We start from the raw sequence: 24662 nt of genomic DNA, 5'->3' as shown, positions 1-24662 counted from the left end.
ATTCAAGATATATGCAATATCTTGTTATCGTCTACCCAAATTATCCCCGCTTCTTGTGGGGGTAATGTTGGTAAGTCTTTAAGTTTTAATGTTTTTGCCCCTTTACGGCCTCGAAGAGTCGTATGTCTTTCAATCCTTTCGTCCTGCAAAAGGGTTCCAACTTTTGGATATTGACCTCCTCCGTCATGAATAACAATTTTTCCTGTTACGATTCGATGTTTATACTCTTTCTTCCCATTTTGAAAATAAAAAGTCAATTTACTTTCTGCCACAAGTATATATCCAACAACCCCGTAAATTATCCCTTCTCCCCATTTAGGAAGGCCCGTATCGGGGTCGGTGATAAATCCTACTCCCCAATAGTTTCCTTCTTTAGGGATGGAATCAGGCGTTTGAGTTATTTCTACTTTTAAAATGTCTTCGATACCCTCTGATGAGCAATAGAAAGATTTCGCTTGATATTGTGTAAACAATTGTGCTATTGTTTCATTTGGGCTGATTTCTACTATTGTAGTTTCTGGTTCTCGACCAGATAACTCTAGCGGCCCTGAATAAATATCCCCTGAAAAAGAGCAGTCTTGCAAAAAAGCTTTTTTTGCATAAATATTACCATCTGTATCAACCTTAAATATTTCTTCATTTCTGTTTTTAATTAAAAGTCCTTTTACTTCGTCAAACCATGCTTCAAAATCTTGATGGGTGCTTTTATCTGTATCGATATGCAGCTTCTTAGTGATAAGTCTATCGACATCGATTAATTCCGCTTTTAAATATCCGCCCTCTATAATCGTCTGCCCCTTGTTTTTCTCGCCCGTAATAACGACATGCTCCGCCGCCATGTTTATTTGGGTTGCACTTAAATCGATTTGACTTGCCAATAGGCTGGCCTTGACCGCCTTATCCCATAGGAGTTTAGCCGCTGCGTTGCTTACATCGCCCCTTATTGCGTAGTAGTCCGTGCCGTCCAACTTAGCGTATACTCTGGCCGTATCTTCCTCGCTGCTTGCCTTTACAAACTTGGCACGGGTGGAAGCGTCTATCATAGCGGGTAATTCCAGCGATAAAGACATACGGCCCGAAGCACCGCCGCCTTCCACGATAGCCTGTATCGAGCCCGCCTGTATGTCTAGCAAGCTGACCAGTTCATGCTCCATATCTTCAACCTTAAGCAAGATTTCGCTTTCGCTGATTTGAATACTTGCACTAGTGCGGTTTTGGTCGTCGTCCATTCGGGCTATTATTTCGTCCAGGCTCATTTCCATATCACGGATTTTGTGAATGTTCGAGAAGTGTACGCCGTGAGTTACTACATTCGCCGCTTCCTGTGCTGCGTCTGAACCTGCGGGGTCGATTTGAGATATTGCCTCGGCTAGGTCTTCACTTGTTATTGTGTTAGGCGGGATAGGCTTTGCAATCGTCGAGGCTTTAAGCGTGATATTGCTTTTATAATCGGGGATTACACCGCTGTCATAAATCGCCTCGTTGTAGTTTACCAACTCCAAATTAAAGCCCTTATCGCTTCGTTTTATTTGACTGATAATATAGGGCGTTGATATTTTGCTGAATTCGCCGTCCGTGTCCAATTCTCCGAATGAAAATAAATTCCCCGTATCGGGCTTAGCGTCTGCACTCGCTCTTAGCTTCGTTAAGACCGTAAGCTCGGCGGTCGTTCCCTCTCCCTCTACTTTTAAAGCGACGGGCTGTCCCCCCGTTTCCGTGAAGCAGTTTACGATAATTCCGTATGTTTTTAACGGGTCGAATGTTAAAGGTTCGTTGGTGTAGATTTTCTTTAATAGCCCGCTCTTCCATTTAGTGCCGGTTATTGCGTAACCTTTACCAATTCCGATTTTTAAGCTGTCATCCTGAATTAAAATCTTACTGTAAGGCGTATAAAATACGCCCTCGTTTCCGACTTCTATAATCGTAGTCTTAGGTCGTAGTGCTTCTATAGCCATAAGGCGGCGTGCATGTTTTACGATGTGTTCAAAAGTCGTTATCCCCGTAATGTTTATATCCTTGATAATGCTGTCGGGGGTAATTTCAAGCGGTGTACCGTTTACTTCACGCATAAGAAGATAGGTATCTTCTTGGTATAAATCGTCCTTGCTGTTTACATACTTTATTCTAAGGCCGTCGGTGCGTCTTCCGAATGTTTTTTTATTTTGAATTGAAATAATATTCTGCGGATTATAAACTGCTAGGGCGTTCTCTTGCGGTTTGTCGATGGCTATTGCTCGACGGCCGTAGATGTCGGTGTATATACACGCCCCCGTCGCTTCCATGATGTGATTAAGGGTATCGTCTTTCTTTACATTCTGCGTAATTACCCAGTCGAATTTATAACCCTTTTCTTCGCAGTATTCGTAAAACTCGCCGAAACTCTCTAGGTCTAATTCACTATCCTTATACTTACTTGCGGGGTGGCTGTCGCTTGTTTCGATTTCTAGTGCCCACGCTGCGGGGTTTCGGGTTTCACTTTTCCCCTCGCTCCATTTCGTGCCGTTCCAAGTGCGGGCTATGCCTTGCGTGATGACGTTTATTTTTTTTAGCTTGTCCTCGTTGATTTTTGAGGCTTTTAGTTTTAAGCCTAAAATCGTACAGAATGCACGCTCCCTATCCTCTATGATTTTGCAGGGTATTAATTCCGTATCTGTGCTCTTGTCGGGGTCGAAGCATTTTGACTGATGAAAAAGACAATAGCAGTCGTTTTTAATCGCACTATCTTTGTTTCCGTTGCTTCTAACTCTGATGTATATAGCCGTTTGATTGTTAGCTTTTAATGCTTGATAATGTTCGGCGGTAAAGTCCTTATGCGCAACATATCGCAGCTCTTGCGTGGATATGTTCCTTTTAAAAAGATTTGTTTGTACTCCGTTGTTGTTAAAAGTGAAATTCTGCCAAGAAGCCCCGCCGTCTAGTGAATACTGCGGTGTGATTGTGAGCTGCGTCTCTATCTTATCTCCCTTGTCATCGAAAGCGTATAGTCCGTAAGGAAAGGTTATGGCAATATCCACGCTCATGGCATAGGGGTTTAAGGTGTAGGTTAAATATTCTTTCTTGCCTTCCGAAACTTCACTATCACGAGGTATCTCGTCATTACAGGTTTTTGAGTCAACCTTATAATTCAATGCGGGTATGTCGGTTAAAAGCTCGCCATCTTGTGCGATTTCTATTTTTCCGCCCTCGGCAAAAATGCCCGTGTCTAAATCATAGCCGCCTTCTTGCGGGGCCGTGTCCGTGAATGTTTTAATTGTTACATCGTCTATAGCGATTTTTTTAAGAACCTGTTTATTAAATCCGCACTCTAAGACGGTGTATATGTATTGGTCTATTCCGTCTGCCCCCGTTATCTCATAGAACGGCTGACTTAATAAGTAGGGCGTGAAGAAGTGCCATCCGATGATATAAGGCTGATTAGCTCCCGTGGCTATTGTGTTGCTGGCCCCACGCAAGAAAGGGCGGTTGTCGACTTCGGGGCGGTTCGATAGCTTTTTCATTTTTTCAAGCTCCGCCTTTGCTTTCTCTGCTGCTTCTCTTGCATTATACGCATAAATTCCGCCGACCACACCTGCCCCGACTGCAACAACGGCGGCGACTATTGCAACAACAATAAGGGCGGTCATTCCGCTAGGCGTTAGCCTTATTGTAACCTTATCCTTTGCCTTTAACACATAATTACAATTTTCAATCCTGCCATTAATTACGATAATTGCGTTTTCTAAATCCAAATCGGGTAGGGCTTCCTGTACGGTTAGCCCTGCCTGTAATTCTATAGGAGTTTGTTTGTTCGATAGTTCTTTATAAATTGTCGCTTTCATTCACTACCTCATAATAAGCAATCGGCCGCATAGCTGCTAAGGGGGAGATTTTAACGCCCTTGTCTATTGTTGCGTGTAAGACTTTGCCTCGCTCGACTATGTAACCTACGTGTGTGTTTCCGTGATAAATCGAATAGACAAGCGCTCCGACTTTCGGCCCGCTTATCTCTCTGACATTCAAGCCTCCGCTTATATAGTCGTTTACTCTATCGGCGGGGAGGTCTACAATACCGCCGTATAAATCCTTTAAGGGTGTACCTGCCCGCTTGCAGCATTCCATAACTACTCCGTAGCAGTCAAAGCCTTTTTTGTCTCTTCCGAATTTCTTAAAAGGAATGTTTAATAAATCGTCGTATTTCAATTGTTGCCCCTGTTATTATATGAATTAAAAATTAAGGCGGGGAATGTCATGCCGCCTCTGTCGTCCTTGCTTAGCTTCATATCCAGCTTCATACCGTCCCATGTCGCTTCTCCGAATTTATGTTTGAATAATCCTATCGGCTCTACTTCTTCACCGTTAAATATGCCGATAACTTGAACCTTAAAATAATAATTATCTTCGAGCATATCGATGATTGCGTTATGCTCCACAAGTTCAACGCTAAACGAGCTATCGCCCGATGTGTTAGGTCGATATGAAAAACTGCTTGCACTGTAGACCTGCCCGTCGTATGTCATATCTTGATTGTCGTTAATCAAGAATATATTAAATGTATTTTCGGGGTTAGATAATCGGACTAAAAACGGCAAGTTGTACCCGCCGCCTTCCGCTAGTTGCTTGTATACATTCATTGCTACGCCTCCGTTAATTCTAGGCTTACTTCTTTGTGCCTTTGCCCCGTCCAGCCTGTAACTTTAACCCTGTATTGCTTCGTTCCCGTTCCTGTGATGATGTCCGTTAGATTACACGGAACCGTTCCACTTTTTGCTTCCATTTCGTACCAGTATAGAAAATGTTCAAACTCCGTCTTGCCGTCTGTCTTCACTGTCCCCTTGTCTTTAAGCCATAGGTTCACGGAGTGCTTTTTTTTCGGGCGGCTGTTTTTTAAATATTCAATCTCCCGCCCGCTTTTAAACTCAACCTTTTCGGTGTTGTCTTTATAGCTGCTGTCGGCCCCGTAGAAGTTAGTGTTTACGTGCTCGCTCCAATTTATTGCCATTCCTTCGCTCCCTTATATTCCGTAATAGTCGCCCGTCATTCCCTGCTGTGCAAGGTTCAAGGCGTTGTTATAACGGCCGCTTTTTAAGCTGTCGTTTACTCTTGCGTCTATCATTATTTCTATCTTGTCTTTGGTTAATCTAGGCTGTGCCGTTGCAATGTTTGAAGCACTGTTATTGATTACTATCTGCGGTGCTGCCCCCCGTCCGTTGCTTCCGCCGTTTATAAAATCCCATAAGCCTTTTTGCTGGCTCATATTCATTACCATTTCACGGCTGTTGAGGTTTGCGGCTATGTTGTCGCCATTGTAAGACGAACCGCCCACAATACCGCCCGTGCTAAAGTTAGGCGGAATAGGCTTACTTGCTACAACGGAAGCAATTTGAACGCCGCCCGCCGCTGCTACGAGTAGTCCCGTAATTAACCCTGCGACACCGCCTTGTGCGATTGCTTGTGTAACACCTTGTGCGATGTTTGCCGTCGCTTGCAGGATTGAGGCGCTCCACTGCCACATCTGGATTTTATATTGTTCTCTAGCGGCTTTCTTCTTGCTCTCGGTAATTTTGGTATTGTATTCTTCTTCGCTTAATTCTCCCTTGCGGTATTTTAGTTCTAGCTGTGCTTGCTCGGCTGTCGCTTGGTTTTTGGAAGTCTCAAGGGCAAGGTTCGCCGCTTGGTTCATTATGCTGATACTTTTGTCTACATAACCTTGTATCAATGTCATAAGCTCATCTATTTGCGCCGCCTTGCTTTGTAGGTATTCTTCGTCAAGCTGTTTCATGCGGTTATATTTTTCTTCGTCGCTTAAAACTTCGCTTTCGTTAATCGCCTTTTTCATATCGAGTAAGGCTTTTTGTTTGTTTGCGTATTTATCCCACCATGATTGCTCGGCCCCTGCGACAGCTTTTATTTTTTCGTCGATAATATGTTTTTCCGCCTCGGCTAGGCCTTTCAATAATTCTTCACGGCTTAGGATATTCTCCTCACCCTGCTGTGCCTGTTTAATTTCTTCGTCGGTTGCTTCTTTGATTTTACGCTTCATTTCGTCAAGAGCCTTAAGCTCTTTCTGTAAGTGCTCGGCAGGTGTCATCTCTCGCTTAATACTGTTAATTGCTTCGGTTGCGGCCTGCGTTAATTGGATAGCGGCGGCTAGTTTCTTTTCCGTGTCTGCCGCAGCCTTTGCCGCTTTCTCCGCTTCTTTTAATTGCTCCAGCCGTTTTTGCTCAATCGGGTATCCTTCTTTAATCAGTCCGTTTGTTTTGGTTAGTAAGTCGATGTATGAATTAAGATAAACATTGTAGCGGTCTTGAGCACTTACCGCCTGTCCCTTTGCTCTCGCTTCTACCTCTAGGGCGTGTAGTGCTTCTTTTAACTTTTTATTACTTTCTTCGGCGAACTTATCGGCGGCTTTTGCTGCTTCTTCTGCGGCTTTTTTTTCTTGCTCCTCGATAGCTTGCAAGGCGTCATTCACAGCCTTTAATTCTTGAAGTGAATATGTTATTGCTTCTTTGTTTTCCAGCCACGCCTGCAACTCTTCTTTTTTTGAACCTTTCCATTTCTCTGCATACTCCGCATACTCGGCGGCAGCCTTCGCTCTGTTTTCTCGATGTTGTTGTTCTTCTTTTAAAATCTGTAAAAATTCTTTTTCATTAGCATTTATCCGCCACTGTTTTTCAAGATACCTTGTAAGTGTCTCTAGCGATTTATCGTTTAGCTTTTCCGCTTCGCTCTCCATATATAGCTGTTTTTTATTAGCCGCCACCTTGATTATTTCTTTGTTAAAACCTTCTATATACTCCTTGTTAGCTTGATATATACCGCCAATAACCCAATTCTCGCTGGCACTTTCTAGCACCTTGTCAAACTTGTTCATATAGTCGGTCATGTCTTGCCAAAATGATTTAGCTTTTTCGGCCAACGCTTCAAACATTGGATTGGCAATCTTCCCGACAGACTCCATGAAGTCTCCGAATGCGTTCTTAGCCTGTGTGCTATTATCTGCCGCTTCCTTTGCGAAGCCCTTATACTTCGAGGCCAGCAGGTCTATAGCTTCGCCGTTCTTTAATTGCTCATCTGTCAGGTCTTTAATCTCTGCAATCTGCCGCCCCATCGTCCCTGCCATTCCGCTATAGGTCGAGTTTAGCGTTTCTGCCGCCGTTTTAAGGTCGATGTGTTTAGCCGCTGCATAGTCCGCCGCCGCTCCCATTATTTTCATAATCTCTGCTTCGGTGCGTCCTGTGCTTGCGAGCTGTGCCATGATGTCTATAGTGCCTTCATCGCCATAGTTGCTTATTTCTTGTAAGCCGCTTGCGAATTCCTTTAACCTTTGGACGCTTTCTTTTTGTAAATAAGGGTTGTTCTCGGCGGCCTTTTGTAGAGCTTTCTCCGCTTTCTCTTGAACCTTGAATGCTTCGTTTGCGGCCTTTAGTCCTTCGATGAATTTCTTGACTGCCATTACCGCAACCGTAAGCCCCGCAGCAACTGGGCCCGCTGAACTTGCTAAACTTCCCATTTTGGATGTGAAGCTGCTGGCAGCCCCGCCTGTTTCATTAAATGCGGTTTTAAGGGCATTAGTTGCCTTTGTGCCCTTGCCCATGTCCTTTGCGGCGCTGTTTACTTTATGCTTAACATCCCGCAGGCCTTTATCGAGTTTTGAATTATCTATTTCTGTCCTAATTCGGACTTCGCCATCGTTTGCCATACTATTATAGTCATTTTTGTTTAATGAAAAAAAATAGGGGCGTAAACCCCTATATACTAATCAACCTTTGGATAGCGGGTTTTTATTTCTTCTATTTTCTCAAGCCAAATGTTTTTTTCAATATCCCCTCTCATCACTTGCATACCGAGCGGGTCGGCCTCTCTTGCGTAAGCAGATTGGCGGAGTTCGTCGATGTAAAGATTGTATTCTTTTTTTGAGAGCTTACCCTCATCGTATAGCTCTTTTTTTGTTTTTTTAACGACATAATCACCTTCGATTTTTTCATCGTCTTTAAGCGTTTTTAATCCTGCCTCAACCTTTTCAGCTTCACTCATATCTTCAAAATCTGTACCATCTTTATTGAGTTTCTTCCCTTCGGGAATTTGGATTAAGTTTTCTTCTACAAGTTTTTTAAGCCTTTTCTTTTTGCCTAAAATTAAATCTTCATACATTCTAACATCATCGCCGATGTTAGCTTTAATGTTTGAAGCGTATATGTAAGCTACTCCCTCTTTCTCTTGTTTAGGCTTTTCGCCAATAACATGGTTTGTAATAATGTTATTCTCAATTTCAATTCTTTCAAAATATTCCATATTTAATTTCTCCTATTCATTTTTAATTAAAACCCAAAAAGCGAAAGTTAAGTTGCGGGAGCGGTTTTCTTCGGCTGTTGGCAAACCCTCTATCTTTGAAAAGTCTAATCCTACTTCATTCAACCAATAGGTTGCTTCTGAATAGCCACTATCCACATGACCTCTCCTTTTAGGATAAAAGGCTCCGTCAGCGTTGTTTGATATATCATTTCCTTGTGTGCCAAATGTACCTGTGATATTCCTAATCGCATCGCCCTGCTCATCCTCTTGAAAGATATAATCCCCATTCTTGATTTGTTCTTTTGTCAATTTTTTAGAACTAAACACCTTAGCATTCCGGCCTTTTGACCGGAAAAAATTACCGTCATAGTTGACCTCGTGCCAACTATAGCCTTCATAATGCATCGATACATCTTCAAGCGGGCTTGGCATTCCCGGGAGTTGAAGATAGCCCTTTTGGTAATGTTCTATAAATTTTGTATTTACTTTTGAAAGCAGCTTGCTTTCTGCCGTTGCCATAGCTTCAGTAACTTTAGCGTTGATTGACTCTTGTAGACCTTGCGAGGCTGCCGATAATTGCCCGTCTATATAATTCTTGCCCTCATCGACCTTGCCCTGGAAGTCTTGTTCTTTGTTTTGAATTAAGGCCGAAAGTTCCGCCTCTGCTTGTGTAACCTTTTGTTGTAAATCGGTGTTGGCTTGTTCTGCCGAGTTGTTAATGTCGGTCTTGCCTGTCTCTATCGCCTGTTCTAGTGCTGCTTTTTGGTCTGCGAGTTCTGCGGCTATGTAGTCTTTTGCGTGCTGTTCCATTTGAGCGGTCGCCTCTGCACTTGACCCCTGCTTTCCGTTCTTAACATTAAAATGTGCTTTCTGCTGATTTGTAAGGGTTACCGTCATAGTGTTAATCCCTTCGCTTTCGTCCGAACTTGCCGTCTGCTTGATGTCTTGAATAAACACGCCCGTCGGAAAGACGGACGGCATTATTAACCCGTAGTACTTCATAGCTTACCCCACGAAACAAACATTGATAGGCTTGCTAGCCGTAAGGCACTTAACACGAATGCCTGTTACGGCGTTTGCAATCATTAACACGGTATTTTCGCTCAACTCCGTACCGTCTCCGAACGGATTATCCCAATAACCACCCGTACCGCTCTCTCCGATTGTGTCTACTCTGTTGCATGATGTTTCAATAATGAAAGTCGCACTTTCACTAGGCGGAATGTGGACGGCAACCGTAACCGCCGAGACTCTGTCGGGCGGACTAATCCATACCCCTTCGCCTGCGTTGATGTCTTGCTCCGTGCTTATCCCTGTAGTTCCTGTTCTTGCTCTAGGTGTTACTCTCCCGTAATTCATTCGTTACCCCCTGCTTTCTCCGATTTGTTTTCTTCTTCAATTTCGGCGGCTGTTTCTGCTTCCTGCGTTTTCGGACTTAATAGCAGCTCTTGAAACAACGCCACCGCTTCATCTTTCGATAAGTGCTTGACCAGCCTTGCATAGGTTTGGTCTGTTATAATCCGTGCCATTTTTTTACCCTCCTAAAAATTTTAGTTTCATTTTCAAAATCAAAAATCCTACGCTACCTAAAATTAAAAGCACTAAAACGCAAGACAAAATTACAAGGGCTAGTTTTAGCCTGTAACCTTGCTTTTTTAAATCGTCAATTAGAATTTGTCTTTCCTGTATCTTTTCGCTTACCTGTTTTTCGTATTCGTTGTAGGATTGCCTTAAACTCCTCAAGGTCTCCCGCTCCGTCTGTAATTGCTTGCTCAAGCTCTCCGACTTGTTCAAGGCTTTTTTCAATTCCGCCTTTAAGCTCTGTACTTGTAACTGCTGACTGCGTTTGTTCTTCTCCCAGCTTTCCGATATTTTCTCTAACCTCGTAAGCTCCGTTTCCGTGATTGTGTATTCCGCTTCTTGTGCAGCAGCCTGTAAAAAGCAACAGAAAAGCAAAAATAAAAAATATCTTTTCATTCATTTACCGCTCCTTATTATAGATTTCTCTTGTTTGTACCAACCGTGCGATTAGTTCCGCCGTCCAATTCTGAATACGTTTTTTGAATTCGGGTGTTTTGAACGCTTTCTCTATTGGGAATGTGTATATCAGGTTACAAATAGTCTCTTGTTTGTCTTGTACATACATAGGCGAATTACTGATGTTATTAAACATCACCCATTCAATAACTTTATCATATACTCGCTCCAATATATATTTTATAAAGAATCTGTTGCACTTTGTCATGTCGGCGTCTATTTTACCCTCTATACTCATAACGAAATCATGAGCGGCTTCTACTTGCCGTCTTATTATTTCACGCTCTTTTTCTGCCTGCCCGATTCGCAGATGCTTTGTTTTAATTGCAACTATTCCGCTTTTTACAAGCAAAATAAAAAGGGCTATAATCACCGCTAAAAAAATTAAAACCTGTAAAGCGTTGCCGCTCGTTAATACTTCACTGATTGCTTGCCACATTATGAATTGCTCCTTGTCATATAATCCGTTACGCTCGCTCGGAACGCTTCAAGTAATTCGGGCTGTCTTACCCATAAACGGGGACAGCCCTTCCATCCGACGATTGCGTGGTGTGTTGTGATGTCTTCGGTTTTAAGATTAAAGCGTTTACATAAATCTGCACAAAGATCGATAGCGGCGTTAATCGTTGCGTCCGTAAAATGCCCCTCGTTGTCTGTAGGACATAGCTCAATCCCGATAGTGCAATAGTTCGGGCTGTTCGTTTTATAGTTTTCGGCGTAGTGCTTAAACTTTGCCCTTGCGTAGTCCGTATAGATTTTTCCGCTTGCAGGGTCTACCTTCCTGCTTCCGCAATGATAGGCGACTTCCTCTATCGGTATACACTGTATGATAGTGCCGTCTTGCCCGATGATGTAATGTGCCGAGCCGTAGCCGTCTTTGCCGTTTTTTCTCGATTCAAAATAATTCCGATTTTGCTCTGCGTTTGCTCTTGGATTAGCCGTCCAGTGCATTACGATACCTAGTACCTCTTTAATGCGATGTTGGGAGCGGCTCCATGTGTTAGGTGTTAGTAAGTGTTGTTTGATTGTCATTCTTTCTACCTCTGCCTATATAGTCATTTTTCTTTTTAGTAGAGGTGAAAAAATAAATTATTTTGTTTTTAATACGTTTTTAGGGAGGACGTGTTATTTATTCGATTTTTGCCTAAAAGCCTCTTATAGGCAATCCTCGTGCCTCTGGCGGGGCGTTTTAGATATGGGTTATTCTCTATATTCAACGCCGTGTGCTTTTAATGCTTTATCCCAGCGTTCTTTTCGAGCTTTTAGAAGTTCTTCGGTTTCTTCAATCATATTTCCCATTGTTGAAATGTGCCCTGTGGTCTTCCCTGTTTTTTCGTCATATATTTCTATATCGCCGTCTTTGCCGTATCTTATTGCCATTATTCTCCCCCTAGTAAGATAAGTTTAGTTCTATTCAATATTACCATATAATCAGCTCGTCGAGGACTTGGTACGGATCGTATTACATCATAACCCATTAAAGCGGCTAGTACGCCCGGATCTCGTTGCCTCCACCTTCCAGCTGATATTTTATCATTTATCTGCCGTGTTGTATAGCCTTGCTGTTTTAGATTTTGCGTAAACCTATAAATAAATTCTTCTTCTATGTTTCCTTCGTCTATAATTCTAGCGGTCGGCGATATTGTCAGCGTTTCCGTCATCGTATACTCCTCGCCTCGTAATATTCCGCCTAATTTCTGATAGTGTGCCATTTCATCGATTACACGGCGTAAGTCTTTGCCTTTCGTATAATCTGCTGCTGCATACATTCCTTTACCGTGTGCTCGGCCTCCAGTTCGGCAATCGACATAAAAATCGCCGTTTCGTAACATTTGGATGTATTCATCAAGTTTTTCTTTATTGGGAGCCGTGTATGTCCTTTGGCCTATAAAGGTGTCATCATCTACCGCTTTTAAAAAGTCCGCTTTTGATAATACTGTAGGCTTACCGTCAAAGCCTTGTGCCTTTAATACCGTGTTGATGTCTTTTAATTCTCGCTTTACGTATAGTTTCCCTGCTAGGTTTCTGCCTTCCACTACCTTAGCCGTTTGTATCGGTGTCATCGTTTGCGTGAATTTTGCCTTAGTTACAAAAGCATTAAGGCTATGTGTTGCCGTGTAGAAGGTAGCGGCCTTGTCGTTCATATCTGCAACTTTTTGAGAAACGACGGGGTTTATTGGTGTAGACTGTTTGAATGAATGTGTAACCTGCGGTGTTATTCCTCTTGGCTGCTTGCCCGTTGCTGTTCCGACATACTCTCTTGCTCGGTCTCTTGCTATGCCTGTCTGCTTCGTGAAGTCTCTAGCTGCCGCCTGCCATTCTCCTAGCTTCCGCCTTGCCTTCGTGCTGTCTACCCCTGCTGCTTCTTGCGTTAATGCTTGCCGTTTATACGCCCTTATCTTCCGCTCAATCCCCCGTAGTTTCTGCTCGCCGTCGTAGCGGGTTAATTCCTCGCCGTTGTAGCTTACTTTCTCGCTTGCTAATTCGTCTAGGTCTTTGTCGGTATAGTGCTTTTCCATTCCGTCAAAATAAGGATAGAACGAATGACGGCAGTTAATCCCGCATAACCCCGTTGCCGTTCCCAGCTCGCAAATGCTGTATAGCTGCTTGCGTGTGTAAATCTTACCCTGCCACGCTGCGTGGTCTGGTCTTGCTCCAATGTGTGCTGTAACTTCAAACTTTTCTACTCCAAGCTCCTCGGCGTTGTTTAATGTTTGATTGGCTGCCGTTTGGTTAATGCTGGTTAATATGTTCATGCGGACGGCTGATTCTATTGTGCGTGTGATAGGTTTGCCGTTATCGTATTGTACGGTGGTAATTCCTCGCTTACTTAATTCGTCCGCTGCGTCCTTCATAGCGTTGTTGTAGTCAAAGGCTCCGCTTTGAACGTTTATATACACCCTGTTTGCCTCTCGTACAAACTGCTGTTGTGTTGTTGCCGCTGTTGTTAAGGTTAGTCTTGATAGGTCGCTATGGCATTTTTGGATTGTCGATAGCATAGCTTGAGCGTTAGGCGCACTTACCGTCCGCCCTGTCATTGCCTTAAAAATGCGGTTATCGTTTCGAGCGTTCGTTTCTAGTGCTTCCGTGAATGTATCGGTAACTTGTTTGATTATCGCCTTATCGTACTTTGCCAGTATTCGGGCTATGTTTTTTTTAAGTCCTCCCGCTTCGGCTAGCATTTGAGCTTGCCAGCGTGTAGTTTCGGTTATTTTGCCTAGCCTTGCGATACGCCGAGCCATATCCTGTAGGATTTCACTTTCAAGCTGCGAGTAAATTTCGATAATATCGTCGGATAATCCTTCAAGGTATCGGGGGGATAGCATATTAAAACTTAGCCCACAAAATACGCCATACTATTACAATACGCTTTCTAAAAGGGTAGGTGTTTATTGCATAGCGTAGTCCGTTTAATACTGCTCTATCGTTCCTAGTTATTTCTTTTCTTTGCTTGTTTAATCTTGCCATTTTACGCTCCAAAATTGAAAAGGTCGGGTGCTGCTTCGGGTTCCGGTGTGTTAGCCTTTGCCTGCGCTTCGTCTTCTCCGAAGAAGTCTCGGCGGTATTCCCACGGACTGCGCACCCCTGCATTTATTTCGTTTATCGCCATAGTCTTAGCCGCTGTTATGTCCTTTCTTGTGAGGTCATTATTCCAAGTTACCGTTATTTTTGAATTGTTAGCCCCCAATCTATAAGCGGCTGCCATGTGTGCGAAGACATCAGCGCAGTGCTGATACTTTACTTCGATTTCGTCTTCTATCTTGTCTACGATAGCATATAGTTCTTGCCGTCCGCCCGAATACTGCGTTGCCGTTTGCTGGACGCTTTCCATGTCCGAGATTGTACCCTTGCCGATGTTACAGGTTAATTCTATACGCCTAAATATCTGCTGCAGCATTTCGTTTTGTTGGGTCGTCCTTAAATTCGGGGCGTGTTCTACAATCCGCTTTCCGTCCGTGCTGCCGTCGCCCTCGATCTGAACGACAAGGCGGTTAAGTTCGGGTGTCATCTTTACACCCACTGCTTCGCCGTTTCTTTTCTGTCTTTTTTGGAACATATCACGGTCAGCCCATATCCGCATTTCTCCGCCTTTTTGCTCCCAATTCATACGCTCGAATTGCTCATCTGCACTTTTGATAAGTTCTTCCGCCCCTGCTATGATTGCCACGGGAACGCTTGAGCCGTCTATCTTGTTTATTGCGTGATTTCTGAACTCGATAATCATCGGCTGTCTTACACCCGCCCATGCGTATTCGGGTGTTAGCTCTGCCGTCTGCGGGCAGTCGGTCAAGTCCGCTTTTCTCAACGCTCCGCCTTCATTCCTATATAGCCCGCATTCTACCGAATGGGTGTTTTTTTCGTAGGTGTGTTTTTCCGTTAATAGCCATTTTTTGGAACCGATAATAATTTCTTTTAAAATCAACGCCCCCGTAAGTGTTCCGTCGTAATCGTAGGATATAGGCAGATAATTACCTAGCGGGATTGTTTCATATTGCAATTTTCCGTTGCTGAAAATAGGGCGGATAAGGCAGCCGCCTAGAAGTGCTATATAGTCTACAATTTTATCAACATTCTTGTTTATATGATTCATAGCTTCGGCTATTGCTTCATTCTCAACCTCTAGCCCGATTTCACGGGATACGAGCATAGACAATCGCCCGCTTATCTGTTCTAAAACTCCGCAGGGTGGTGCTTTCTCATTCCAAGGAGCTGCCCCGCTCATCATCTGCCCCCATAGCTCGATAGTGTTGTACATCTTCTTGCTTATGTTAGTGTTTATCCCTGTAACATCCTTTATGGTGTTATTGTGGAATAGTTGTAAGATATTCATAATAAAGCCCCTTATTTTTTCAAACATTTTATTTAGCCTCTCACCTTATATAGTCATTTATTCGCCGCCGTGCCGCCATATAGTCTCTAGCGAATATCGCACCGTGTCTATGCCGTGGTCGGGCTGTCCTTGAGGATAACCGCTCATAATCTCGCCCGTGCGTTTATCAATCTCGTATTCGTATAGCGTGAACTCGTCGGCTATATGCGGACACCTTACGGGGTCTATTACGATTTTCTTTAAGCCTTGAAGCCATTTAAAGCCGGCGTCTCTGCTGCCTATTCCTTTAACCGCTCCCCGTACATTACCGCCCCAAGTCCTAAAGTCTGCGATACTCTTAGGCTCTGCACTGTCTGCGGTTATTCGGTCTCTTGCAATGTTCATGCCGCAAGTCTCCATATACTCGCTCAATGTTTGAAATGCTTCATAGTTGCCTTGTTTATTCAAGTACAATTCATTAAAGATATAAAGCGTCTGTTTGCTTGCGTTAAACGCTGATGTACTGAATGCAAAAGGGTCGGGGTAGTAACCCCAGTCAATGCCGCTGTAAAAATAATCGAACGCCGCTATTTCTGCGTCCGTGATTTCTCGGAGTTCCACATTCTCAAAGACATTCCGCCCCGCGCCTGTCGCTATGCCTAGATAAATATTCTCATACGCTCTAGGGTTGCTTCTCTTCGTTTGCTCGATGTCGTGAAGTATTGCGTCGCCTAGCCATTCACTGGGTATATCCTGATAGGTGGTGTGAATAATCATTCTGTTAGGGTCGTATGTTGCGGCCTCTCTGTTGCACCAATGGCGGGTTGCACTCGGTGGGTTGTAGCTTTCAAAAGTATAAAAGGCTTTTCCGCCTCGCAATACGGAGATTTTAATATTCTGTAATTCGGCGGGACCAAACTCTGTTTTTTCTTCCACCCAAAGAATAGCAAAATAGCCGCTTGACACCTTAATTGATTTTAACTTTTCGGGGTTATCACTTCCGGCAAATATAATATACTGTGTTTGCCCGTTCTTTCTTATATAGCTTATCGGCAATGCCGCCGTCTGTGATTTCGGGATTTTAAATCGGGCGGTAAGCCCTAGCTTGTTAATCGCCCATACTATCTGCTCAAATACCGAGCGTCTAAGCGTTTTAGCTGTCTTGCGTAGTATTAAAGCGTTGTAGTCCGGGAACATCACGATAAGAAGCACAATTACTAGGGATATAAAACTACTCTTGCAACTTGCCCGTCCGCCTGTGAATGTATAGCGTTCTTTGCTGTGCTTCATTATTGCACGGAAAGCGTCATTATAGAACGTTGCAAATATGGCGGTGCTGTCAATCTTCATTCTGCACCCCGTCTATGATGTTGATTGTTAATTCTGTATCATCAATCATCTGTTCTTGCTGCTCACCGAATTCTTGACGCTCTTTGATTGCCAGCCACCATTTGGCTGTCTGCACATTCCCCGCCTTTATATCTTTAATCACTACCGAGCGAGCTAAATCATTCACCGCTTTTTCTTCGGTTGCAAAAGCGTCACGAGTTTCCTGCCATTTATCAATATATCGCCTGGCTGTTTCCCAAGATTTACAGCCTAGATTTTTACGAATAATTGAAATGACACTCCCACTTTCATGAATAGCTTTTAATACCTGCTCTTTAGTGTAACCTTTACTCATTCTCGTTTTTCTCTTTTTTCCATGCTACGCCCGCCTTATGCCTTTCCGCTAGTGATATACAAGAGCCTTTATACATTCCGGCTCCTATTTCGTCAATTTTGGAAAAAGGAATAATAGGGACAGTTAATCTGTCTTTATATTTTTTGTCTATAAAATAAATATAACGTAGTTGAAATCCTTTTAAAATTTTACCTTTTGTTGCTTCTATATATTTTGACATGGTGTATTTTCCGCCAGTTATTTCATAAAAAGACAACCCGCCTAATTCCTTACGGGGCTTTGTTGGCATACTTTTAAGTGTTAGTTCGTGTATCTTTTCTCCACTAGGCAGTAAGATTAAACTATCATTCGGTTTTATAGCCGTTAAAACAAAATTGCTAGCTCTATAAATTGTGCCGTCTCCGCAAGAACACCCGTCGGCAAAACTGATAATCCATTTTATTTGAGGTGCATTTTTTTTAATGAGTTTTATAGATTGAGATATACATCGGCTTTCTGAAAATCTAGGCAGGTAGTCATCAAACGCCATTCTGTTTAATTCTAAAAATTCATACCAGCCGGTGCCTTTTACAAGTGTTATTATTTTTTGCTTATCCAAAGACGGCCCGAACGATAACACTCCATGCAAATGCCCATCTAAAAAAGCCCCAAAATGAAGACAGGAATTATTAACAACCTTGCCCGAATAATGGTGTTGCTTAATAAAAGGGTTTGCAATGTTTGATGGAATAACTTTTAATTCTATCGCTTTAGCTCTGCCCATTCTCTAACCACCTCATATAAAGCATTCCCATTCTTATTTGAGTTCCCAAATGTTTCTACAATATTATCACGCACCTGTTCCATGCAATACTCAATTAATTCTTTCTGTTCGCGATGTAGCGTAAACGTCATCGTGCACATCTCTGGAATGTCGCCGTCTGCAAGACTAAAATCAGTGCCAAAATCCTCGACATTAATTTTTAAATTTGATAAATCTAGGCACCCGCTAGGAAGCCGAATGTCATCTATCTTTACTTCGTAATCTCCAATAAAAGATAAAACGCTTTCCGCCGTCATCTCTCCATATGTGCTGCATATTCGCAGTAGTAGGTTCTTAGCCGCTTCTTCATTCGGCAGGTCGATATATACGACTGGCAGATCGGCTATTACTTCACCTTTAGCCTGCATTGCTTTTAGTGTTTGAAGTCTCCCGTGTCCGTCTAAAACTTTATTTTTGCCGTTATGTTTCCAAACAAAAAAAGGCGTAGCAAAACCGTAATCCTTAATGCTCCGCTCAATCTTTGCTAGATCGTCGTCTGTCCGTTTTTTTAATCCACCTTGAAATTCGGTTAATTCCGATAAGGGTAGGGTGTCTTTCGTGTCGCAGGTTATTCTCATTCAATCCCTCTCAATTTATTTTCAAAATCTTTTAAATCTTCGTCTTCCTCGTCCGCCTCTAGCGGTAATTCCCACGCCCTGCGGAGGTCTTCCATTTGTCGGTCGTGGTTGTCTTTCTTGCCGCCTGTATGCTCATACAGCCTATAGCCGATAATCTCGTTTAGCTTGGTATTATGTAAGCCCCGGAACAAGGCTTGAAACTTGTACCAATGCAGATTACTTGTAACTAGGTCTATGCCGTACTGCTCCCAAAATGCCGCATAGATGTAGTCAGCGTCTATCGTGTAGTCAAGGACTTTTCCGCCCGCCTCTCCCTTTTGAACTCTTGGTAGGATTTGAGGCGGGTTGCAGAATTGCACCAGTGCCATAACCCCGTCCTCTCTGTTGCTTGGTTTTTGGCTTTTGTACATAAAATCAAAATCGCTCGGCTGCACGGTCTTATCTTCCAGCAATTCTAAAAACCTTAGCCAGTACTTAAAGGAAGTGTGTATAGGGTAAAGGCTGCCTTCCACCTCTATAGATTCGGGCAGCCATGCTTTTTTTAAATCAATCATTAATCAGCCGTAAAGGTCTCGCCTTCAAAAGTGCCTTTGATAAATGTCGGCTCGCCTGCGCTGCTAACCGTTATTGCTCCGTTTGTGATTTCGTTCAACGCAAGATCAAAGTCAATATTCTCGTTTACCGTGTCCATTTGGTTTATGGTTACTAAAGCGTCTATCTTCCATGCTTTGTAGCAGGGGACGCTGTCGGATTCGCCCGGCGGGGTATAGTTCCCTTTCTCTTTGTAGAAGACGATTAGAGCGTCTCGGTGTGCGTCCTTGCCTGTAGATCGATTGTAAAGCATATCAAAGATTGCTTTGTAGTCAGGTTCGTCCTTAAACATGGTAAGGCTCTGCGATAGGCTCGGTTGGTAACTGTCGATTTCGTTCTGCGGGGTTTCGCTCGATATAAAATCGAATGTCTTAGTCTGCGGATTCATGGTAAGCGTAAATGTCGTAGATTTTTTAATCTGCGTCCATTTCGGCAGCGTCTCCGTACCGGTGTTTATAAACGGCACTATCTTTGTTTTTTTAATTAAATCAGCCATAGTTTTTTCTCCTTTAATCAATTTCGGCGGGTTCGTAATAATCACACTTAATCGCCGCCGCATAGGTTGTATAGTTCTTACTGTCGGTGTCGATGTACTGCGGGAGTGTAACTGCCTCGCAATCTATCGACAATCCGTCGGGGCTTGTTACTGTAGCCCCGTCCAGTTTGTCTGTTATTTGTTTCGCCAATTCTCTCGCTTGTTCTGCGTTTTTCATTCTTACATAAAATGTAAGGTTACGAGAAACATAGCGAGAGCCGTCCGAAAATCTTTTCTCGGCGGCAGGGCTTGGGTCGTGCCTTACACACGCTCCGTCAGCGTCTGCCGTAGGTATAAGGTCGCAATAAATCGTAAAGGGTAAGGCTAGGGCTTGCTCCACCCATTCACTTACTACTTCAGCTATGTTGGATTTCGTCATTTACTAGTTTTCTCCATTTTTCCAGCCATCTGGCTTTTGCCGCTTCAAACCATTTTGCACAGGCGTTGGGATTTTTTTGCTTTGAATGGTCAAAATCTATACCATAATATTGACGACGGGCGTATGGCGTTCTCCACTTAATAATACCGCTACCTATTACCGTGTTAATAACTGCGGATTTTTCCAGCGTGGTTGTATTTTTTGGGACAAAATAATTGCTATCGGTTATAACCTGTGTGTCTAGCTTCATTTGCACCCGCTTAATCGCCTTGTTAAGCCTTGCCTTAGCTTCCGCCTCTCTGAAGTTCCCTTTAACCGTGAATTCTATTCCGCCTGACTTATTCAAGTGTTACCTCCCAATGATGTGGATTGCTTCCTTGGGTGTAGCAAGGGGTTATACTCCGAACCGTGAAGGTCTGCCCTTGCCATTCGATAGCGTCTTTTTCGGCGGGGAGCTTTCTCTCCGTTGCTTCTCCGTCTATCGTTTCACAGCGTGTATTTTTAGCGTCTATGAAAAGCGTTAAGGTGTCGGTTTTAGTTTCTCCGTAAGCCCCTCGAACCGATTGAAAGGTCGCCCCGATTCTTACTCGTTTTAAGATTGTACTTTCATAGATAGGGTTTCTGTTGCGGTCTAGTCCTTTCGGTTTTTTTAAAACGCAATCGTGGACTAAAAGGCGTGTGGGGATTGGTTTTGTCATTACCTTACCCCCTGCACAATATCGCAATAAAGCCTTAGCCATTTGAGTTTTTTAGCCTCGGTGCTTTTGGCGTTTAGCTTTGCTTCTTCCTGTGCGGCTGTGCGGTCGTAAGAGTAGGAATAACCGTTTATGCTTTCGCTCGCTACCGCTCCGCCCTCGCTTGCGTTTGCTTCCTGTGCTGTGGTGTAGTCCGTTTCAATCATCATACACACCGCACTGTCTATCCCGTCTTTTTCAAGCTCAAAAATCACGCCGTCGTTTATAAGCCGTTTCACAAACAGTTTATTCTCGGCGGCGTATTCATTAAAAGCCGCTTCATCAGGAACGGCGGAACGCCCTAGGTTGTTTTTATAAAAGTTATAATTTACATTCTCGAACATTCCGCCCCTCTCCTTATTGCCCGTCGGAGTTTTCTCCGTCATTTTTAGGCTCTGCTACGTCGGTTGGCGTTTGCTCCGCTTTTTTTGAGCCTTCCTCTGTCGTATCTTTCTTTGAAGCCTTCACTCCCTTCGGTTTAGTCGGTTTAGTCGGTTTTCCCGTTAAAGTCTGGTCTTCTTTTTCTTCGGGGATATATCCTACCGTTTTCATTCTTTCCCTCCTTATGCTTTGTGGTGCAGGTAGATACCTGCGGTCTTGTTTTCGTAGACATCGGCGAGCCCGTACTCTCGGAAGTTAAAAATCCAAGCGTCAGCGTCGGGGTTGTCTTCGGGCGGAATAGCCTTGTTTACATTGTGCTTTGTAAACTGCAAGATTGCCGACTTTTCAACGATAAGGAAGTTTATATCCTTTCCTGCGGACGCTTTTTTAAACCCGCCTTTTTCCTCGCTGCTGGTTTTTCCGTCAAGAAAATCAATAGCTGTGTAAAATCTTGAGCTAGGCACTTCGGTAATACTTGCAAAAGCCCCCAAAATATCACGGCTCTTGTTTGTGTCTACGTTTTTAGCCGCAATCAAAAGGGGCGAAGTAATAAATAAATGACGACTTGAGGCTGTAACCTCTGCGTCATTCATAGCTCCTACCGCTGTCTGGAGGGCTGTTAATACATCCGTACCTGCTGCAAGCGTGCCGCTTATTTTAGTACCCGCAAGGTTAGAATATGTCGCAAACCTAAAAGCGTCCTGTTCGGGGGCGACTTTAGTCCTAATGAACTCGGAAGCGAGCTTGCCGAATGCGAGCCCTGCGGTTTCCTCGTTGTCCATTGCGTCAATGCTGAACTTGCGGCCTCGGTCATAGTTGAATGTAACGGTCTCGTTAGTCATTGTAACGCTGCCGCCCACATATCCGCTGTTGCGATCGTAGTCGCCCAATCCGTCCATCTCCAATTTAGGGATGATGATTTCGTTTGCGTTTGCCCCCTGCCTTGCGAGGGTTGCGTCGCTTTCAAGAACGGCCGTTTTTGACTCGGCCTTGTATACTTCGTCCAAAAGGTCAACATACTTTTTGAACTTTGCGATTTGATTTGCCATAAGTTAATTTCTCCTATTCTTTTCTAGGGGGTAATCCCATTACCGCCCTTGCCTGTGCGTCATCATCGGACTTGCTGCTTTTACCACCCATCGGAGGAACGACGGGCGGGGTAGGCTGTGTTTCGTCCTTTAAAATGTCCGCTTTGTCTTTTGTGATTTCGGCGAAAATGTCATCAAGATTTTTACCCTTGCTTGCGTCTGCTTCCAGAGCCTCGCCCATTTTAGCGGCGATAGCGTCACGGGTTATATCGTTTACAAACTTCTTGTTTGAAAGATAATCTTTCACTTTTGCCGAACGTTCCATAGCGGCTATTTTTGCCGCTCCCTCTTTTTGTAATTTTTCATTTTCAGCCTTGTATTTTTCAACTTCGGTCTTGGTTTCGTCGTAGTCCTTGAACTTTTCAATGGTCTTGTTTGCAGCTTCAAGCTGTGTTTTGATGTCGTCGTAGTCGGCGTATTTTGCCTTTTCACGATTAACATCTTTACCATTTTCTGCCATAATCTTGTCGATTGTGTCAGCGTCCAAATTCAAACCTTCTAAAAAATCACGTTTCATTTTTTTCTCCTTACGCATTTATTACGACGTGCCCGCCGCTTGGATAGAAAAGGATAACGCCCCTTTTCTTGGCGTATATACATATAGTCATTTTTGTAAATGACTGCTCGTATCAAAAGGAAGGCGGCTATGCAGGCGCGAAAGCACAACCGCCTATGAAACTATTAGGTATTTATGTCTATGTATATAGTCATTTTTATTTTCACTTTTTCGAAGATTTTTATATTTTTTTTAATTATTTTTGAGGATATAAACTGTCTAAATCCACGAAGTCTATAATGCTGTCTACTTTCCGCCTGTAAAATAATTCGTGCTGAATTCTTAAATAAAGGTATGATGTGAAACTTTTACTTATAACAAAATCCGAAACCTGTAAATATCGGGCTATAATGTAGGTGATGGCATTGTGTGCCTTTTCTTCCCGATAGCTCTTGTCGAGCCTTGCTATATGCGGGTTCTTCTTTGCGTGTGTCGATATGTAACGCAGGGCTATAGAAAGCCCTAGTTTATACATTTTGTTTAAAGCGGCCTTATCGCCGTGCTTAAAATCCCATTGATAGTTTAATAAGCGTTCATTATCACACTTAGGGTTCTTGTAATGTGGCAGGTCTGTTTTTGTTTCCGGTAACTCGCTAAAATCAAACTCCAATTGTTTAGGCATTGATTGCTTTAGCTTTGACGCAAGGCCGCCCTATAGCTTTTGCCTGTTAATTCTACCACATGAGCACTCTCGGATAAGCGGTCAGCGGCGGCGATCCCGATATACTGTAAGAATTCTTTTTTTATTTGGTTGCTTACCAAAACCGTAGGCATTCGGCGGTTGTAGCGTTCGTTTATTATTTGGTATAACATATATTGCTCCTCTGCTGCCGTCGCCCCTCGCCCGATTTCGTCAATGATTAAAAGGTTTGTTTTTCCGTAAGCGTCTAAAATCTTAGCTTCCGTTTTATCGGAGCTAAAAGATTTCGCCCGTCTTAGTTCCTCGACTATCGACGAAGCCAATCTATATAGCCCTCCGCACTCTCGGATAATTCCGCAAGATAGGTGTGTCTTACCCGTTCCAACATTGCCTAAAAAAACGAGCGTTTGAAACTTTCCGCATTTCACTGCCTGCACAAACAATCGAGCGTTAGCTAGGGCGTTTTGTTTTTCCGTGTCGTCTACCTTGTAGGTGCCTAGCGACTCTTTTACAAACCTTTCGGGGGCTTCTTGCCTGTAATGAATAAATAATCTTTCATCTCTTAATCTTCGCTCTTGCTCTAAAACTTCCGCCTCGCTTTTCGGCGTAATGCTTGATAGCTTGCTTAGTACTGCCGATATGCCTTTTAATTCGTTCATTCTCCCACACCTCTTTTCTTTTAAATCATATTTATAATTTCTTCGGGGATGTCGCTTTCATTCCCCCATAACGCCCCTGTCTGTTTCTGTCTTGCTCCCTCGGCTTTCCGCCGTCCCTCCCAAGTGCGGACGCTTGCCCGCCAGTCTTTCATTCCTGCCGTTCCAACTTTCCAGCCCTTACTTTCGTAGAAGTCATAGAACGCTTGAGCGTCTACGCCGTTTTTTCTCTCCGTGCAGTATTCTCTAATTTCTTCAACTGTCGGCTTTTTAAAATTCTTCTTTTTCGGTTTTTCGCTCGACGCTTCCTCCGCTCCCGTCTTTTCTTCCTGCGGGTTAGCTTTCGGCGATTCTTCCTCTTTGGGTGTTTCTTTCGTATACTGATTGCCTGTGTGCTTCTTTCCTGCCGCCGCCCGCTTTTCTTTAATTGTTTCGTACTTCTCGCTTTCTTGGTCAACCCGTCGGGCTATCTTAACCCATAGCGAGTATTCAAGTGTCCCTTCCTCGATAGGCGGCGTCTCGCCGCTTAAAGCATAATTGATTGTGTATATCGCAAACACCGATTTATACCTTTCGGGTAAGTCTGCGATGTATTCACTGTGAAAGACGAACGATTCTCTCATTTCTGCACCTCGTATTTTTGTAGTTCTAGTTCATATATCCTTTTGCAAAGTTTAATAACTTCGCCCGTGTTTCTGCTGATGTCTAATTCTCCGTTGCATTTTAGCGAGCAGGTCATCCCCATATTTAGGCGGTGGTCGATTACGAAGTCGCCATATTTAGCCCGATTCGCTTTAGTGTTGCCTATTCGGTGCGCCCCTTGCGGCTGTCCTTCGTTCAAAGGCCGCCCGCATACTTCGCAAACTCCGCCGCTTGTTGCAAGTGCATAGCGGCGTTGGTCTTTTGATGTAGACATTGGC

Annotated in this window: 33 protein-coding genes; all 33 read right to left on the bottom strand. The window is 43.6% G+C overall.

Annotation, left to right across the window (positions count from 1 at the left end; genetic code table 11):
* Positions 1-2: 2 nt before the first annotated feature.
* The 33 genes from E4O01_RS08585 to E4O01_RS08425 all read right to left on the bottom strand — a co-directional run bounded on the left by E4O01_RS08585 (position 3) and on the right by E4O01_RS08425 (position 24658).
* Positions 3-3818 carry a phage tail protein gene (locus E4O01_RS08585; protein ID WP_253691704.1) on the bottom strand — a complete coding sequence of 1272 codons (3816 nt, stop codon included), beginning with the start codon at positions 3816-3818 and terminating at the stop codon, positions 3-5.
* Positions 3799-4179, bottom strand: coding sequence for an NlpC/P60 family protein (locus tag E4O01_RS08580; RefSeq protein ID WP_253691702.1), 381 nt, complete (start codon positions 4177-4179; stop codon positions 3799-3801). The genes E4O01_RS08585 and E4O01_RS08580 overlap by 20 nt, the downstream gene beginning before the upstream one ends.
* Positions 4176-4610, bottom strand: a complete 435-nt coding sequence (locus E4O01_RS08575; protein ID WP_253691700.1) for a hypothetical protein — start codon at positions 4608-4610, stop codon at positions 4176-4178. Before E4O01_RS08575 ends, E4O01_RS08580 begins: the two co-directional genes overlap by 4 nt.
* Positions 4611-4612: 2 nt before the next feature.
* Positions 4613-4978, bottom strand: coding sequence for a hypothetical protein (locus E4O01_RS08570; protein WP_253691699.1), 366 nt, complete (start codon positions 4976-4978; stop codon positions 4613-4615).
* Positions 4979-4990: 12 nt separating this feature from the next.
* The gene (locus E4O01_RS08565) at positions 4991-7678 is read right to left on the bottom strand and encodes a coiled-coil domain-containing protein (protein ID WP_253691698.1); all 2688 of its coding nucleotides are present in this window, start codon (positions 7676-7678) and stop codon (positions 4991-4993) included.
* 56 nt (positions 7679-7734) lie between these two features.
* On the bottom strand, positions 7735-8271 hold the full coding sequence (locus E4O01_RS08560) for a hypothetical protein (protein WP_253691697.1): 537 nt from the start codon (positions 8269-8271) through the stop codon (positions 7735-7737).
* A 12-nt stretch (positions 8272-8283) separates the two neighbouring features.
* Positions 8284-9273 carry an apolipoprotein A1/A4/E family protein gene (locus E4O01_RS08555; protein ID WP_253691696.1) on the bottom strand — a complete coding sequence of 330 codons (990 nt, stop codon included), beginning with the start codon at positions 9271-9273 and terminating at the stop codon, positions 8284-8286.
* Between the two features lie 3 nt (positions 9274-9276).
* A complete protein-coding gene (locus E4O01_RS08550) occupies positions 9277-9630 on the bottom strand; it encodes a hypothetical protein (protein ID WP_253691695.1) in 354 nt (117 codons plus the stop codon).
* The gene (locus E4O01_RS08545; RefSeq protein WP_253691694.1) at positions 9627-9800 is read right to left on the bottom strand and encodes a hypothetical protein; all 174 of its coding nucleotides are present in this window, start codon (positions 9798-9800) and stop codon (positions 9627-9629) included. The genes E4O01_RS08550 and E4O01_RS08545 overlap by 4 nt, the downstream gene beginning before the upstream one ends.
* A gap of 134 nt (positions 9801-9934) precedes the next feature.
* Positions 9935-10252, bottom strand: a complete 318-nt coding sequence (locus tag E4O01_RS08540; RefSeq protein WP_253691693.1) for a hypothetical protein — start codon at positions 10250-10252, stop codon at positions 9935-9937.
* On the bottom strand, positions 10253-10747 hold the full coding sequence (locus E4O01_RS08535) for a hypothetical protein (RefSeq protein ID WP_253691692.1): 495 nt from the start codon (positions 10745-10747) through the stop codon (positions 10253-10255).
* Positions 10747-11340: a peptidoglycan recognition protein family protein gene (locus E4O01_RS08530; RefSeq protein WP_253691691.1), complete on the bottom strand. Its 594-nt coding sequence runs from the start codon at positions 11338-11340 to the stop codon at positions 10747-10749. Before E4O01_RS08530 ends, E4O01_RS08535 begins: the two co-directional genes overlap by 1 nt.
* A gap of 168 nt (positions 11341-11508) precedes the next feature.
* Entirely contained in the window at positions 11509-11688 is a 180-nt protein-coding gene (locus tag E4O01_RS08525; RefSeq protein ID WP_253691689.1) for a hypothetical protein, read from the bottom strand.
* Positions 11688-13634: a phage minor capsid protein gene (locus tag E4O01_RS08520; RefSeq protein WP_253691687.1), complete on the bottom strand. Its 1947-nt coding sequence runs from the start codon at positions 13632-13634 to the stop codon at positions 11688-11690. The genes E4O01_RS08525 and E4O01_RS08520 overlap by 1 nt, the downstream gene beginning before the upstream one ends.
* Position 13635: 1 nt before the next feature.
* Complete coding sequence (locus tag E4O01_RS08515; protein ID WP_253691685.1) at positions 13636-13776, bottom strand: hypothetical protein; 141 nt, start codon at positions 13774-13776, stop codon at positions 13636-13638.
* A 1-nt stretch (position 13777) separates the two neighbouring features.
* Positions 13778-15139, bottom strand: coding sequence for a phage portal protein (locus E4O01_RS08510; RefSeq protein ID WP_253691683.1), 1362 nt, complete (start codon positions 15137-15139; stop codon positions 13778-13780).
* A 57-nt stretch (positions 15140-15196) separates the two neighbouring features.
* Positions 15197-16330, bottom strand: coding sequence for a PBSX family phage terminase large subunit (locus E4O01_RS08505; RefSeq protein ID WP_253691681.1), 1134 nt, complete (start codon positions 16328-16330; stop codon positions 15197-15199).
* A gap of 127 nt (positions 16331-16457) precedes the next feature.
* On the bottom strand, positions 16458-16802 hold the full coding sequence (locus E4O01_RS08500) for a hypothetical protein (protein ID WP_253691680.1): 345 nt from the start codon (positions 16800-16802) through the stop codon (positions 16458-16460).
* Positions 16795-17565, bottom strand: coding sequence for a Mom family adenine methylcarbamoylation protein (locus E4O01_RS08495; protein WP_253691678.1), 771 nt, complete (start codon positions 17563-17565; stop codon positions 16795-16797). Before E4O01_RS08495 ends, E4O01_RS08500 begins: the two co-directional genes overlap by 8 nt.
* Positions 17544-18182 (bottom strand): ParB N-terminal domain-containing protein, encoded by a 639-nt coding sequence (locus E4O01_RS08490; RefSeq protein WP_253691676.1) that lies wholly within the window; start codon positions 18180-18182, stop codon positions 17544-17546. The genes E4O01_RS08495 and E4O01_RS08490 overlap by 22 nt, the downstream gene beginning before the upstream one ends.
* Positions 18179-18736: a Gp15 family bacteriophage protein gene (locus tag E4O01_RS08485; protein WP_253691674.1), complete on the bottom strand. Its 558-nt coding sequence runs from the start codon at positions 18734-18736 to the stop codon at positions 18179-18181. The genes E4O01_RS08490 and E4O01_RS08485 overlap by 4 nt, the downstream gene beginning before the upstream one ends.
* The gene (locus tag E4O01_RS08480; protein ID WP_253691672.1) at positions 18736-19269 is read right to left on the bottom strand and encodes a hypothetical protein; all 534 of its coding nucleotides are present in this window, start codon (positions 19267-19269) and stop codon (positions 18736-18738) included. Before E4O01_RS08480 ends, E4O01_RS08485 begins: the two co-directional genes overlap by 1 nt.
* 13 nt (positions 19270-19282) lie before the next feature.
* The gene (locus E4O01_RS08475) at positions 19283-19687 is read right to left on the bottom strand and encodes a minor capsid protein (RefSeq protein ID WP_253691670.1); all 405 of its coding nucleotides are present in this window, start codon (positions 19685-19687) and stop codon (positions 19283-19285) included.
* A complete protein-coding gene (locus E4O01_RS08470) occupies positions 19665-20033 on the bottom strand; it encodes a minor capsid protein (protein WP_253691668.1) in 369 nt (122 codons plus the stop codon). The genes E4O01_RS08475 and E4O01_RS08470 overlap by 23 nt, the downstream gene beginning before the upstream one ends.
* Positions 20026-20385 (bottom strand): putative minor capsid protein, encoded by a 360-nt coding sequence (locus tag E4O01_RS08465; protein ID WP_253691667.1) that lies wholly within the window; start codon positions 20383-20385, stop codon positions 20026-20028. The genes E4O01_RS08470 and E4O01_RS08465 overlap by 8 nt, the downstream gene beginning before the upstream one ends.
* Positions 20385-20807, bottom strand: a complete 423-nt coding sequence (locus E4O01_RS08460; protein ID WP_253691665.1) for a head-tail connector protein — start codon at positions 20805-20807, stop codon at positions 20385-20387. The genes E4O01_RS08465 and E4O01_RS08460 overlap by 1 nt, the downstream gene beginning before the upstream one ends.
* A complete protein-coding gene (locus E4O01_RS08455) occupies positions 20779-20973 on the bottom strand; it encodes a hypothetical protein (protein ID WP_253691664.1) in 195 nt (64 codons plus the stop codon). The genes E4O01_RS08460 and E4O01_RS08455 overlap by 29 nt, the downstream gene beginning before the upstream one ends.
* A gap of 11 nt (positions 20974-20984) precedes the next feature.
* Entirely contained in the window at positions 20985-21851 is an 867-nt protein-coding gene (locus tag E4O01_RS08450; protein WP_253691662.1) for a hypothetical protein, read from the bottom strand.
* Positions 21852-21864: 13 nt separating this feature from the next.
* On the bottom strand, positions 21865-22407 hold the full coding sequence (locus E4O01_RS08445; protein WP_253691660.1) for a phage scaffolding protein: 543 nt from the start codon (positions 22405-22407) through the stop codon (positions 21865-21867).
* Between the two features lie 235 nt (positions 22408-22642).
* On the bottom strand, positions 22643-23068 hold the full coding sequence (locus E4O01_RS08440; RefSeq protein ID WP_253691658.1) for a hypothetical protein: 426 nt from the start codon (positions 23066-23068) through the stop codon (positions 22643-22645).
* An 8-nt stretch (positions 23069-23076) separates the two neighbouring features.
* Complete coding sequence (locus E4O01_RS08435; RefSeq protein ID WP_253691656.1) at positions 23077-23745, bottom strand: ATP-binding protein; 669 nt, start codon at positions 23743-23745, stop codon at positions 23077-23079.
* Positions 23746-23765: 20 nt separating this feature from the next.
* Positions 23766-24365, bottom strand: coding sequence for a DUF6291 domain-containing protein (locus E4O01_RS08430; protein WP_253691655.1), 600 nt, complete (start codon positions 24363-24365; stop codon positions 23766-23768).
* On the bottom strand, positions 24362-24658 hold the full coding sequence (locus E4O01_RS08425; protein ID WP_253719229.1) for a hypothetical protein: 297 nt from the start codon (positions 24656-24658) through the stop codon (positions 24362-24364). Before E4O01_RS08425 ends, E4O01_RS08430 begins: the two co-directional genes overlap by 4 nt.
* Positions 24659-24662 lie beyond the last annotated feature (4 nt).

Origin of the sequence: Treponema sp. OMZ 790 (assembly GCF_024181285.1) — a bacterium.
GTDB lineage: Bacteria > Spirochaetota > Spirochaetia > Treponematales > Treponemataceae > Treponema_B.
This window is presented reverse-complemented; position numbering and strand designations above follow the sequence as displayed.